14 protein-coding genes are annotated in these 12,581 nt (G+C 54.7%); 13 read left to right on the forward strand and 1 reads right to left on the reverse strand.

Features of this window, described 5'->3' with window-relative positions; translation table 11 throughout:
* Positions 1–13: 13 nt before the first annotated feature.
* The 13 genes from csoS1 (AC2VLR_RS09080) (at position 14) to AC2VLR_RS09140 (ending at position 11,919) form a co-directional block, all read left to right on the forward strand.
* Positions 14–310, forward strand: coding sequence for an alpha-carboxysome major shell protein CsoS1 (gene csoS1, locus AC2VLR_RS09080; protein WP_101538125.1), 297 nt, complete (start codon positions 14–16; stop codon positions 308–310).
* 56 nt (positions 311–366) lie between these two features.
* Positions 367–663, forward strand: coding sequence for an alpha-carboxysome major shell protein CsoS1 (csoS1, locus tag AC2VLR_RS09085; protein ID WP_101538126.1), 297 nt, complete (start codon positions 367–369; stop codon positions 661–663).
* Positions 664–747: 84 nt separating this feature from the next.
* Positions 748–1,086, forward strand: coding sequence for an alpha-carboxysome major shell protein CsoS1 (csoS1, locus tag AC2VLR_RS09090; protein WP_486881844.1), 339 nt, complete (start codon positions 748–750; stop codon positions 1,084–1,086).
* Between the two features lie 5 nt (positions 1,087–1,091).
* Complete coding sequence (locus AC2VLR_RS09095) at positions 1,092–1,532, forward strand: ferritin-like domain-containing protein (protein WP_414041627.1); 441 nt, start codon at positions 1,092–1,094, stop codon at positions 1,530–1,532.
* Positions 1,533–1,545: 13 nt separating this feature from the next.
* On the forward strand, positions 1,546–1,830 hold the full coding sequence (locus AC2VLR_RS09100) for a 4a-hydroxytetrahydrobiopterin dehydratase (RefSeq protein WP_215843861.1): 285 nt from the start codon (positions 1,546–1,548) through the stop codon (positions 1,828–1,830).
* Positions 1,831–1,835: 5 nt separating this feature from the next.
* Complete coding sequence (locus tag AC2VLR_RS09105; protein WP_486881845.1) at positions 1,836–2,462, forward strand: AAA family ATPase; 627 nt, start codon at positions 1,836–1,838, stop codon at positions 2,460–2,462.
* Positions 2,459–2,686: a hypothetical protein gene (locus AC2VLR_RS09110; protein WP_486881846.1), complete on the forward strand. Its 228-nt coding sequence runs from the start codon at positions 2,459–2,461 to the stop codon at positions 2,684–2,686. Before AC2VLR_RS09105 ends, AC2VLR_RS09110 begins: the two co-directional genes overlap by 4 nt.
* A gap of 95 nt (positions 2,687–2,781) precedes the next feature.
* On the forward strand, positions 2,782–5,136 hold the full coding sequence (locus AC2VLR_RS09115) for a nitric oxide reductase activation protein NorD (protein ID WP_486881847.1): 2,355 nt from the start codon (positions 2,782–2,784) through the stop codon (positions 5,134–5,136).
* A 36-nt stretch (positions 5,137–5,172) separates the two neighbouring features.
* On the forward strand, positions 5,173–6,861 hold the full coding sequence (locus tag AC2VLR_RS09120) for an NADH-quinone oxidoreductase subunit 5 family protein (protein WP_486881848.1): 1,689 nt from the start codon (positions 5,173–5,175) through the stop codon (positions 6,859–6,861).
* Between the two features lies 1 nt (position 6,862).
* Positions 6,863–7,636, forward strand: coding sequence for a hypothetical protein (locus AC2VLR_RS09125; protein WP_486881849.1), 774 nt, complete (start codon positions 6,863–6,865; stop codon positions 7,634–7,636).
* On the forward strand, positions 7,621–10,908 hold the full coding sequence (locus AC2VLR_RS09130; protein WP_486881850.1) for a DUF2309 domain-containing protein: 3,288 nt from the start codon (positions 7,621–7,623) through the stop codon (positions 10,906–10,908). Before AC2VLR_RS09125 ends, AC2VLR_RS09130 begins: the two co-directional genes overlap by 16 nt.
* Positions 10,814–11,095, forward strand: a complete 282-nt coding sequence (locus tag AC2VLR_RS09135; RefSeq protein WP_486881851.1) for a P-II family nitrogen regulator — start codon at positions 10,814–10,816, stop codon at positions 11,093–11,095. Before AC2VLR_RS09130 ends, AC2VLR_RS09135 begins: the two co-directional genes overlap by 95 nt.
* A gap of 17 nt (positions 11,096–11,112) precedes the next feature.
* A complete protein-coding gene (locus AC2VLR_RS09140) occupies positions 11,113–11,919 on the forward strand; it encodes an AAA family ATPase (RefSeq protein WP_486881852.1) in 807 nt (268 codons plus the stop codon).
* Between the two features lie 84 nt (positions 11,920–12,003).
* Here the strand turns inward: AC2VLR_RS09140 and AC2VLR_RS09145 are convergent, their stop codons facing one another.
* Complete coding sequence (locus AC2VLR_RS09145; RefSeq protein WP_486881853.1) at positions 12,004–12,579, reverse strand: NUDIX hydrolase; 576 nt, start codon at positions 12,577–12,579, stop codon at positions 12,004–12,006.
* Positions 12,580–12,581: the final 2 nt, after the last annotated feature.

Genomic DNA, 12,581 nt, shown 5'->3' on the forward strand with positions numbered 1-12,581 from the left:
AGGAGGGGTGCAAATGGCAGATGTATCAGGTATTGCGTTGGGTATGATTGAAACCCGTGGTTTGGTGCCGGCTATTGAAGCGGCTGATGCGATGACCAAGGCCGCCGAAGTGCGTTTGATTGGCCGCCAGTTTGTCGGTGGTGGTTATGTGACCGTTCTGGTGCGTGGCGAAACGGGTGCGGTGAATGCTGCCGTTCGCGCTGGTGCCGATGCCTGTGAACGTGTTGGTGACGGTCTGGTGGCGGCACACATCATTGCGCGTGTGCATTCTGAAGTAGAGAACATCCTGCCGAAAACCGCCACCGCCTAAAGCCGTGGCAGGATTCGGTCCTGAATTTTTTGTTATCTTGTTGAGGAGTGGAAGAAATGGCTGAAGTAACAGGTATTGCGTTGGGTATGATTGAAACCCGTGGTTTGGTGCCGGCTATTGAAGCGGCTGATGCGATGACCAAGGCTGCCGAAGTGCGTTTGATTGGCCGTCAGTTTGTCGGTGGTGGTTATGTGACCGTTCTGGTGCGTGGCGAAACGGGTGCGGTGAATGCTGCCGTTCGCGCTGGTGCCGATGCTTGCGAACGTGTTGGTGACGGTCTGGTTGCTGCTCACATCATTGCCCGTGTCCATTCCGAGGTGGAACACATTCTGCCCAAAGCCCCGACAGCCTGAGTATTGTCGTGAAATGAACGCGAGTGAGCGGGCGTAGTTCCTACGCCCTTCCTGGCAGCATTAAATATTATCAAGGAGACACAGATGGCAGCACTTACGGGTATTGCTCTGGGTATGATTGAAACACGTGGTCTGGTTCCCGCCATTGAAGCGGCGGATGCGATGACCAAGGCTGCCGAAGTGCGTCTGGTTGGCCGTGAGTTTGTGGGTGGCGGTTATGTCACGGTACTGGTGCGGGGCGAGACCGGTGCGGTGAATGCTGCCGTTCGTGCTGGCGCGGATGCCTGTGAACGGGTGGGTGACGGTTTGGTTGCGGCGCACATTATTGCCCGGGTACACACCGAGGTGGAACATATTTTACCTCAGTCCCCCAGTGCCGATGGCAGTGGCCGTGATGGTGATGTGACCGGTAATCTGAGCTGAGTCCCATGAATGTGATGCGTAATCATCATCCCCGCATCATTGGGTATTTTACCCGTGCACTGGCCCATGAGTACACGGCAGTTCAGCAGTACCGGACCCAATCGAGTCTTTGTACGCTGTGGGGTATGACCGATTGGGCTGAATATTTTCGTCATGAATCGCGGGAAGAGCTGGATCATGCCGGTCTGCTCAGCCAACAGTTATTGTTGATGGGTATAGCGCCGACGGGTGCGCAATTGCGTCCTCCCCGACCAGGCAGGGATTTGCGGGAGATGCTGACCCACGATCAGGATCTGGAGTTTTCTGCAGTGCAGCTGTACAGCGAGGCTCAGAATTTTTCCGAGCGGATGCGCGATCTTCCCTCTGCCGAGGTGTTTGCCCATCTTCGTGCCGATGAAGAAGGCCATATGCGTGCCCTGGCCGAAATGTTAGGGCGCTTTGACTGATAACGGGGGATGTGTGAACCAAGATCTCCAGGACTTGCAGGCCCCTGATGGCTGGGAAATTCAGCGTCGCCCTCTGGGATGGAGCAAACGCTATGAGTTTGCCGATTATGCCCAGACCCGTCACTTTCTGGATTTGTTGACCACAGTATCTGAAAAGATCGGTTACTATCCCAACCTGAATTTCGCCAAGACATATGTCGTGGTAGCCATTCAGTTTGAAAATGATGCGGTGGATCCGGAGCGCGCCGAGTTTGCTGCTGCTGCGGAGCAATGCGCCCAGCAGACACGGGAGTCATGACCCGCATGTCCAAAGTCAAACGGATTGCCCTGTTCAATGCCAAAGGCGGTTGTGGCAAAACCACGCTCGCCTGGAATCTGGCCATGGGTTTATCCAGAAGAGGCACAACCTTGCTGCTGGATGCGGATTCCCAGGGCAGTCTGGGGGACTGGGCTGACTGGGCGGCTGAAGCAGAAGGGCATGCCTTGTCAGTGCAGAACTGGTCCGAGCAGGACGCCGGGTCTGCAGATAAATTTGCCTACTGGGTGATTGATTGTCCGCCTTCCCTGGAGAGTCCCTCAACCCGGGAAGTACTGGCAATGGCCGATTGGGTTTTGCTGCCGGTACTGCCCTCGCCCCTGGATTTATGGGCGAGCCAGCGTAGTGTTGAGGTGATTTCGGCCTTGCACGCCGATAAGCGAGATCGACAAGCGGCATTCGTGCTCAATCAGGTGGAAAACCACAGTGCCTTGTCCCGGGCGGCAGAGTCGGCTGTTCAGGCCCTGGGACTGACGGTTTTGCCGGTTCAGGTGGCCCGCCGGGCCATTTACCGGAATGCCGCCATCGAAGGCAAAAGCGTGTATCAGATGGGCAAGCGGGCAACGGCTGCTGTACAGGAATTCGAAGGCATTATTGAGGAGATCTTGAAATGAGCAATTTGGAGAACAAACTCAACGCGAGTATCCAGAGCCCCAGACGGCGGAGTCCGGCTGCTGCATCCACCACAACACCGGCGAGCGCAGCTGCTACAAGCAGTAAATCCGCCCCGAGTAGCAAGCCTGCCCAGAAAGCAACCCCCAAAGCGGCTCCAGACCTCAGTGATCTGAATGCCGGTGGGGGCCGCGAGATCAACCCCCAGCGTATCTGGCCGGACTGAGCTACTTCGTCTTTTCATCATGAATCCTCTTGCGCCAGCTTGTGTCCAACACACAGGCTTGGGGTGGCTTTCGATAAAAACGGGGTGAGCTCAGTATGTCGATTCAGTTGGCGGATTACCCGGAGATACTGGAAGATCTAGGGCCACACGCCTCCGAAGTTCTGGAAGCGAACTGGCATGAAGCCGCCCGGGTTTTTGGTCGGCGTGGTCTGGAAGCCTACTTGCAGGGTGCCAGCAGTCTGAAAGCGTTGGGTCGGGGTTCTGACCTGGTGCTGGCTTTTATTGAAAGTGCTCCCCAGGTGGCCCGGGAAATCGGTGAGCAGGCCGTTTTCGAAATGCTCTCCATGGCAATTCGCATGTTTTCCAAAACCAGTGCGGAAGTGTTGGCGCTGTTTTTTACCAGTGCGCCCATTGTTGCCCGGCGCTTGGGCGAGCTGGAATTATTCCGGGGCTATCTGTTGTTGCTGGATCAATTGCTTGCCCAGGCACCGCGCGGCGTGCGCCCCATGTTGGGCAAAATTGAAGTGCTTCTTGAAAAAATGACCCTGGGCGGATTGCGGCGCTGGGCGAGTTGGGGCATTTCTGCCTATCGCAATGATTTTTCTGCTCAGGTGGAGTTTTTTGGTCTCAGTACGCCGCAATCTCTGGCAGTGCTCCAGCAGGAGCGGCGTGGCGTTTTGTTCATTGACGTGCAGCGGCGCTTGATCATGTACTTGCGCGCTCTGTGGGGCCGCGATTTTTTCTTGCGTCCTACCTCGGGGGATTACGAAACCCGGGAGGGCTATCAGCCCTACATCGAAAACTATTTCATCCATGTGCCTGATGCTTACGATGACGTAGAAAATGCCCGGGGTGAAAAAACAGCGGCTCTGGAACTGTATCGCGCCGCCGCCGCCCATGCTGCCGCCCATGTGGTCTTTTCCAAATATGATCCGCGTTTTGATTTGGCCAAGCCCCTGCAACGCTTGTGGATTGGTCTATTGGAAGATGCCCGGGTAGAACATCTGGCCGTGCAGAAATTTCCTGGTCTGTTCCCCCTGTGGCAGCAACTGGGTCGGTTGCCCGCCTGTATCGAGCAGGCATCCGAACCTGACACAGTAGCGATCATGGATCGTATCAGTCTTGCCCTACTGGACGCCGATTATGTGGATGCACATCCTTTTGTGGCCAAGGCCCGCGAAGCATTTATTCGCGTCCGGGAAGCGCAGGAGGATGTGAATGATGTGTTGATGGCCGTCGCCGAAAAACTGGCCGAAGCCTGTGAGCAGGCGGGCTGGACTTACTCTGTGCAGAAAGACCAGTCTGAAAGTCTTTATCGTGACGACAATCGCTATCTCTGGACAGCTCCGGCGACGGACTGGAGTGGTGATCCCCTGTCTGGTGGACAGGCCCAGGTGCGCAAATATGTCAGCATTATGGAAATGATTAACGCCGTTGATGTGGAAACCGCCGGGGATGATGCCCAGGAAGTCTGGGTGCTCTCCACGGAGTTCTACGATGATGACGGTTTGACCTTCAATGAAAAAGAGGGCAAGGCACCGGTTTCACAACCGGTAAATTATTCCGAATGGGATTATCAGACCCAACTGGAACGTCCCCTCTGGGTGACTGTTTATGAAAAGCATCCGAAAATGGGAGATCCTTCTGAAATCAACGTCATGCTAGAGCAGCAAAAGCCGTTGGTACAAAGACTGCGCAAATTGATTGAAGCGGTGCAACCCCAGGGTGTGATCCGCACCCGCAAGGTTGAAGATGGTGACGAAATTGATATCAATGCGGCGATTCTGGCGATGACCGATATCCGCATGGGACAGCAGCCTGATCCCCGGATTGGCATTCGCACCCGATTGAATATTCGTGATCTGTCGGTCATGTTATTGGTTGATCTGTCCGAATCCACCAATGATCTGCTGCGTACCCGTAGCGAAGGCGATGTCAGCGTCCTGCATCTAGCCAGGGAGGCGACGGCGTTGCTGGCCGAGGCTTTGGAGCGTATTGGCGATCCTTATATGCTCTGTGGGTTTGATTCCAATGGTCGTCATGATGTGGAGTTTTATAAATTCAAGGACTTTGACGCACCCTACGATGACAAGGTCAAAGGTCGCCTTGCCGGTATGACCGGGCAGCTTTCAACGCGTATGGGGGCGGCATTGCGACACGCGGGCCATCTCCTCGATCAGCGTGCCAGCCAGAAGAAGCTCATTCTGCTCCTCACCGATGGTGAACCTGCCGATAATGATGTGCGGGATCCGCAGTATCTGCGTTTCGACACCAAAAAAGCCGTTGAAGAACTGAACCGCAAGGGTATCCGGACTTTTTGTCTGTCTCTGGATCCTTATGCCGATGAATATGTTTCCCGGATTTTCGGGCAGCGTAATTATCTGGTGCTGGACCATGTGGACAAGCTGCCGGAAAAATTACCACAACTCTATATATCCATGACCAAATGATTTCAGCATATGGGCGCATGAAAGAGGGGAGTTCGCATGGGTGAACTAGCAATCATCATTCCATTTTTGCCGGTATTGTCGGCGCTTATTATTTTTGTATTCATGCACAAGGCCCGCAAGGCGGCCGCCCGGATCAGCGTGTTTTTAACCTTGCTGACGTTTTTGCTGGCCTTGGTAGAACTGGCGACCTATGCCCTGGGCGGTTTCTCCCGGGTAGAAATTATCGGCACCCTCTGGGGGAGTGTCTGGCTAGATCCTCTGACCCTGATCATGTGGAGCTTTGTTTGCGGAATCAGTTTGCTGGTGCATATGTACTCGGTGCGCTACATGGTCGAAGAGGCCAATTATACCCGTTTTTTCGCCCTGCTGGACCTGATGACTGCGACGATTCTGTTCATGGTGTCGGCTGCAGATCTGATTACCTTCCTGGTGGCCTGGTTCATGGTGGGCGTGGTGCTGTATTTTCTGCTGGGTCATGATACGGAGCGCCCTGCAGCGGGCCGTTATGCCTTCTGGACGCAAATCACCTACCGGGCGGGCGATGTCCCCCTCTGGCTGGCTGCTTTCGTATTGATCCGAACCTATCATTCCATCTCGCTACCGGACATTTTTGAGCGCTTGCAGATGCATCCCCATGTGCCCGCTTTCTGGGGCTTGTCGGTGCCCGAACTGGTGGGTTTTCTGCTGGCTTTTGCGGCTTTTGCCCGCTCCGCCCAGTTCCTGCTCCATGGCTGGTTACCCTATACCATGGACGGCCCTACCCCGGTTTCGGCATTGATGCACGCCGGTATCGTCAATGCGGGTGGATTCATGTTCAACCGTTTTTTTCCGGTATTCGAGCATGCCAGTATCGTGCTGCATTTCGTCTTTATTGTCGGGCTGATTACTGCCGTGGTGGGTTCGGCGATGATGCTGATACAAAATGATGTGAAGCGCTCTCTGGGCTATTCAACCATGGGACAGATGGGTTTCATGGTCATGGAATGTGGTGTGGGGGCTTTTGCCTTGGCGGTTTTTCACTTGATTGCCCACGGATTTTTCAAGGCTTCCCTGTTTTTGGGGGCGGGCAATATTATTGGTGAAGCCCGAGAGCACGACGGGGTGCCTTCGGACCCGGTCTATACCTCCATTGTGGAACGGCGTCCGGCCAAGCCCTCGCGCCTGCCCTGGCTGGCCGCTGCGGCATTGACCATCATTGTTCCGGTAGTGGTGCTCAGCTTGTCTCATCTTTTCGTTTCCACAAGACTTTTGCATGAGCAGGGAGTGATTATCCTGCTGTTTTTCGGCTGGGTGACCGGCGCCCAGGCCTTGTTTGCCACCCACAAAATGACCCATAGCAATCCCTGGCGCTTGATGGGCGGTATTTTGGGCTCATTTGTTCTGGTCGTGATTGGTTATACCCTGATCAGTCACTACTTTGGTCATTTTCTCTATCCTCACGGAGAAGCCTACCAGCTCTATAATGCGGCCAGCATCAACAGCCTGTACTTCGATATACTGGTCATCATTCTGGCGCTGTTTTTTGTCGGGGCATGGGCACTCACCTTTTTTGCGGATTCCAGTGGCTGGTGGGATCGAGCCGATCAGGGACGCTGGCGCGGCGTTTACTTGGCCCTCTATGCTTTGTTGTCCAGAGAGTTGTACGTGAATGATCTGTATGCGCGCATGACCCAGATTCTGGTGCAGGGGGCACGCCGTATCAATGTGCTGTTACGGTGGTGCTGACATGCATATCATCATTTGGATAATTGCCGGAGCATTACTTCCCTGGTTCCCTTTCAGCTGGATTTTTAATCGCTTGCTGGTGAGTGCGCCGGGGGCTTGGGCTCGCGCCCTGGCCGTCATTGTTTTACCTCAGTTGGGACTTTTGCTACTGCTGAAATCCGGAGCCTGGCTGATTCTCGGGCAGGAAATGCCCCAGGTTTTGCGGGCCCTGGCATTATTCACGGCGATTTTGTATGCCTATCGCGCCGCAGGCACCCGTGATGTGCAGATCTGGGCACGGTTTATGGCCACTTCAGGCTTGTCCCTGACCTGGCTGCTAATCGGCCTGTTACCGGGGCATTGGGGCGTGCAGTTTTTTGCTCTGGCCTGGTCTATTCCTGCCGCTTTGATGTTGGTCTGGGCAGGCATTTTGACGCGCAAGACCGGAGGCTCCTATCTGGGATTGACCGGTGGCTTTGCCCGGGTATTACCCCGTCTGTCGGTACTGATGTCCCTGACCGCTCTGGCGGCCACGGCCACACCCGTTTTCCCCAACTTTTTTGCCTTGCTGGAAGCCATGGAGAGCTTGCCGCTCATCTGGATGCCCTTGTTGCTGCTGGTGCTACTGCTCTGGGGCTGGACCGTAGGACGGTTTTTGCAGGATCTGCTGTTTGGTATCTATCACGGCGAATCGGTGCATGATTTAAGTGTGGGTGGCACCTGGTTGGGTGGCCTGGCTTTGGGGATATTTGCCTTGGTGGGATTATTCTGGGGGGGTATATGGATTATCAACTGACTCTGGGTGATCGTCTGAAAGTACGGACCATGATTTATGTGGCCAGTGAGCCGATTCCAAGGTTCTGGCCCATGCGCACTTTTATTCACCATAATCCTTTGTTTGGTCTGGAACATCTGCCCTTTGAAGACGCCGTGGAAGAAGCCGGCAAGCTCTTTCATGGCCGGGGTTATTTGTCCCGCAGTGAATATCAGGAATACTGGCAGGCCGGAAAGGTGGATGAAGCCGCCCTGCGCAAGTATTTACAGGCTTTTCTGGTAAAACAGGGCGGTGCATTGCCGCCGGAAGTACCCATGGAGCATTGGCTCTGGTCCCTCTTGACACTCTGCAAGAGCGAACAGTTGGTGCCCAAGGCTGATTGGCTGAATGGCGCTGTCCTCCATGCGGCACTGCATGGACAAAGGTTAGATCCGGATACAGCAAACCAAAAAGAGCGGCTGCAAGAGATTCTTGCTCATAAAATTGCCCTGGATGGCCCTGTTTATGCCAACGTGGATCGTCTTTTCGGGACGGATATTGGCAGTACCCTGGACGATTTGCTGGTGAAAAGTTGTCTGGACTTTTTTGATGAAGGTCAGTCCGCGTGGCAGTCACCGGGTCGTAAGCAGGGTTTTTTTACGGCCTGGAAAGAAGTGGCCCAGCATAATGTGCGCTTCTTCTTGCGTGGGTTGCACTTGCGGCAACTGCTCGAATTGGAACAGACCCCCGAAGGTGTGGTTGCCCATATTCTCCGTGAACTGCAGGTGCCGGAAGCTTCCTGGCAAAAATATATTACCCGTCAATTGACCCGTTTGCATGGTTGGGCAGGTTTTATCCGCTATCGCAGTACGGCCAGGCATTATTACTGGGCTGAGCAGTATCCGGCGGATCTGACCGATTTTCTCGCGGTTCGCATGGTTCTGGGCATGGCATTACTGCAGGAAGCCGTTCGCCATCAGGGTTGCCCGGCCAATGCCGAGGAAATCCAGAATTTCGTCCATGCCGATCCGCTGTCGGCGTATTTACGCCTGGAATTGTACACCGGCGCGATTTTGCCGGCCTGGGCACAGCAGGTAGAGGACATGCTGGCGCGTCGCAAGCGGCCTGGCTTTGACCGGGTTGCGGAGCAGTACATTGCTGCCAAATCCCGTTGGGAGGGCGAACGGCAGGCCCATAATCTGCTGCGACTGGCCAAGGCCATGGGTGCAGAAGCAGAAGCACAATTGTTGGCGATGTCTCCGGAGCAACTCGACCAGTTTCTGAATATCCTGCGCGCCTGGGAAAAGGGCGAGGGCTTCTGCTGGCTGCGCTCCATGGAGTCCCATTACATCAAGTCATTGGTGAACCGCATCAATATTCCCCACCAGCAGGAAGCAGTGGAGAAGCGTCCCTTTGCCCAGGCGCTAATGTGCATTGATGTGCGTTCAGAGCCCATGCGTCGGCATCTGGAGGCCATCGGTGATTATCAGACCTTTGGTATTGGGGGATTTTTTGGTGTGCCTATCAGCTTTCTGGAATATGGGCGGGGTACAGAAGTCCATCTCTGTCCGGCCATCCAGACCCCCAAAAACCTGGTCGTGGAAATTCCCGCCGAACTGGAACTGGAAGAAGAGCCTCTGTACGGCGCCCTGGAACATGTACTACACGAGCTGAAAAGTTCGGTACTGTCTCCCTTTGTGGCAGTGGAAGCGGTGGGGCTCATCTTCAGTCTGGGCTTGATCGGTAAGACCGTTGCGCCGCTGACTTATCACCATCTCCACAACAAGCTGCATGCGGAAAAGCCGGTGACACGACTGCTCCTGGACAAACTGAGCCCGGATCAGGCGGATTCCATTTTACGGGCGGTGCAACGAGCCATGATTGTCCGTGCGCTGATCAAGGAATGGAATGTACCCCGGGATCAAGTGACAGATGATGATGTCAAGGAGCTGCGGGAAATCGCCCTGGAGCATGTTTCCGGACCCAGTGCCCTGGCTCGGCGGATGCAATTTTCTGCTCAGCAGGAAGCGGAATTCATCCAGAAATTGCGGGATACTTACCGGGTTGAAAGGCACGAATCCAGTCTGCAGATGGAAAGACTGGGGCGCATCGGTTTCAGTCTGGATGAGCAGGTCCGCTACATTTCCCAGGCCCTGCTGTTGATCGGCATGAACCGTAATTTTTCACGCTTTGTGCTGTTGGTGGGGCATGAAAGCGAAACCGAAAACAATCCCTACGAGTCCGCCCTGGATTGTGGAGCTTGCGGGGGTGGCAAGGGGCTTCCCAATGCCCGGGTTTTCGCCGCCATGGCCAACAAGCCCGAGGTGCGACGTCGCTTGCGGGATAAAGGTATTGTCATTCCGGACGATACCTGGTTCCTGCCCGCAGTGCACAATACTACTTCCGATGCGGTAGAGCTGTTTGATCTGGATTTGTTGCCTGCCCGGCATTTGCTTTATCTGGAGCGTCTGCGCAATGGTTTGTCTGCCGCCACCCGACGTTCTGCGGCAGAACGTATGCCATCATTGGGCGGGTCTGAGAAGCTGGCCCAGGATCCCTACGCGGCTGCAGCCATGGCTCTGCGGCAGACCCATGACTGGTCCCAGGTGCGCCCGGAATGGGGTTTGACCCGCAATGTCTATGCGATTGTCGGCCGGCGTGAACTGACTGAAGGCCTGGATCTGGAAAGCCGCGCTTTTCTCCACTCTTACGATTACCGCCTGGATCCCAAAGGACGTTTGCTGGAAACCATTCTGGCCAGTCCCATGGTGGTGGGCGAATGGATCAACCTGGAACATTATTTTTCCGTGGTGGATACCCAGCATTATGGTAGCGGCAGCAAGGTCTATCACAATGTTGCCGGACGTTTTGCAGTGATGACCGGCAACCAGAGCGATTTGCGCACAGGCTTGCCTACCCAGACGGTGCTCAAGGATGGCAAGCCCTATCATGAGCCGGTACGCTTGATTGTACTGGTGGAGGCGCCGGTGGCTTTTGCCCAGCGTTCTGTCGGCAATCTGGTGAAAATCAAGGCGCTGTTGGGCGGCGGCTGGGTTCGGGTTATTTTGTTGGATCCCGAAGATGAATATCGGGCCTACGTCCTGGAAGAGGCGCCTTCCACCTGCAAGAACGTGGTGCCACCCCTGACAGTCAGACCATTCTGGAGGAAATCGCATGAAAACACTGAATCTGAGTCCTTTGAAAAAACTCGAAGTCATCATGGAAGGTGCCCACAAGGATTTTGCTACGGACCTGCTCGACAGGGCCGGAGTGAAGGGATATACCATCGTCGGGAATTTATCCGGAAAAGGTAGTCACGGGATTTATGAAGGTCATGTCATGTTCAATGAAGATGATGTTCTGATCATGATTATCGTGGCGGTTCCCGAAGAGTTGGTATCGCCCATTCTGGAAGGCTTTGCGCCATTTTTTGAGAAGCATACCGGTGTCGTGTTTGTGACGGATATCCAGGTCAGCCGTCTGGTCAAATTCAAGAATTGATTGCAAGAGGTGTTACGGTGAATAGTGATTCAAAAGAACAGTACCTGATCGAAAAGGAACCTTATTACAAGGAAGTGCATGATGAAATTTCCTTGTACGAGGCAGCATATGCGGCGCGTTTGCCGATGATGGTCAAGGGACCAACGGGCTGTGGGAAATCCCGGTTCATTGAATACATGGCCTGGCGCCTGAAGCGTCCCCTGATCAGTGTGGCCTGTAATGAAGATATGACGGCTTCTGATCTGGTGGGCCGCTTTCTGCTGGATAAGGACGGCACCAAATGGCAGGATGGTCCTCTGACGACAGCGGCACGGATAGGTGCCATCTGTTATCTGGATGAAATTGTTGAAGCCCGGCAGGATACGACGGTGGTCATCCATCCCCTGACCGACCATCGCCGTACCTTGCCTCTCGATAAAAAGGGCGAACTGATTCATGCTCACCCCGATTTTCAGCTGGTGATTTCCTTCAATCCCGGTTATCAGTCCTCCATGAAAGATCTGAAACAGTCCACCAAGCAGCGTTTCGGGGCGTTGGATTTTTCCTATCCCGAGCGCGATATTGAAGTGGTGATCGTCGCCCATGAGTCGGGGGTATCCGGAGATATGGCGGAAAAGCTGGTGTCCATCGCGGAACGCTCACGCAACCTCAAGGGGCATGGTCTGGATGAGGGCCTATCTACGCGTATGCTGATTTATGCCGGTGCGTTGATTCAGAAAGGGGTGGCACCCATTGCCGCCTGCAGCATGGCGCTGGTACGGCCGATTACCGATGATCCGGATATGCGTGACGCGCTGGACGCGGCAGTCAGCACGTTTTTCTGAACCATTATCCCGTCTAGCGCGTTACCTATACTGAGAGCAGCGCCGGCTGTGGCTGCTTTCTGCTGGTAATATCTGCGGTTGAGGCTAGGTCAAGCCCTGGATTCTTTGCTGACGAAGCCATTCCTGGCTTTTGATCAGCATGCGATGGATGGAAAGCCCTTTGTTATAGGCATGCACTTCGTGTAAAGGGATCCAGCGCAGGGCATGGGATTCGCTGTTTCCTGCCAGGGGAAGTCGATCGTCAATTTCCACCAGAAAGCGAATATCCAGATGCTGGTGGGCGGGCTCCCTGCCTCGTTGCGGGGTTCGGTGAATATCAATGTCGAATATGGCCGGATCCAGCAGCTGAATGTCTGCCTCAGTAATTCCGGTTTCCTCGCTGCACTCTTTCAGAGCCACTGCGACCACATTTTCATTGCCATCGGCGTGGCCGCCGGGCTGAAACCACTGTTCCAGTTTGCGGTGCAGCATCAGCAGCGTGGCGCTGCGGGTGGGATTGAGAATCCAGGTGGAGGCGGTCACATGCAGACCCGTTCCTTCCCGAAAAAAACAATCCGGATCATCCTGTAAAAGGCGACAGCCCCGGCGGGCATAAGCCTGTTCTTCGATGTAGTGACTGCGGTACTGGCATAAACGGGTTTGCAGGGTATGACGATTCATGG

It is taken from the genome of Acidithiobacillus sp. TH-A117 (assembly GCF_057473465.1).

Excerpts from the sequence above, each read along its gene's own strand:
- csoS1 (WP_101538125.1), top strand. The coding sequence starts at position 14 with ATGGCAGATGTATCAGGTATTGCGTTGGGTATGATTGAAACCCGTGGT.
- csoS1 (WP_101538126.1), top strand. The coding sequence starts at position 367 with ATGGCTGAAGTAACAGGTATTGCGTTGGGTATGATTGAAACCCGTGGT.
- csoS1 (WP_486881844.1), top strand. The coding sequence starts at position 748 with ATGGCAGCACTTACGGGTATTGCTCTGGGTATGATTGAAACACGTGGT.
- AC2VLR_RS09095 (WP_414041627.1), top strand. The coding sequence starts at position 1,092 with ATGAATGTGATGCGTAATCATCATCCCCGCATCATTGGGTATTTTACC.
- AC2VLR_RS09105 (WP_486881845.1), top strand. The coding sequence starts at position 1,836 with ATGTCCAAAGTCAAACGGATTGCCCTGTTCAATGCCAAAGGCGGTTGT.
- AC2VLR_RS09110 (WP_486881846.1), top strand. The coding sequence starts at position 2,459 with ATGAGCAATTTGGAGAACAAACTCAACGCGAGTATCCAGAGCCCCAGA.
- AC2VLR_RS09115 (WP_486881847.1), top strand. The coding sequence starts at position 2,782 with ATGTCGATTCAGTTGGCGGATTACCCGGAGATACTGGAAGATCTAGGG.
- AC2VLR_RS09120 (WP_486881848.1), top strand. The coding sequence starts at position 5,173 with ATGGGTGAACTAGCAATCATCATTCCATTTTTGCCGGTATTGTCGGCG.
- AC2VLR_RS09125 (WP_486881849.1), top strand. The coding sequence starts at position 6,863 with ATGCATATCATCATTTGGATAATTGCCGGAGCATTACTTCCCTGGTTC.
- AC2VLR_RS09130 (WP_486881850.1), top strand. The coding sequence starts at position 7,621 with ATGGATTATCAACTGACTCTGGGTGATCGTCTGAAAGTACGGACCATG.
- AC2VLR_RS09135 (WP_486881851.1), top strand. The coding sequence starts at position 10,814 with ATGGAAGGTGCCCACAAGGATTTTGCTACGGACCTGCTCGACAGGGCC.
- AC2VLR_RS09145 (WP_486881853.1), bottom strand. The coding sequence starts at position 12,579 with ATGAATCGTCATACCCTGCAAACCCGTTTATGCCAGTACCGCAGTCAC.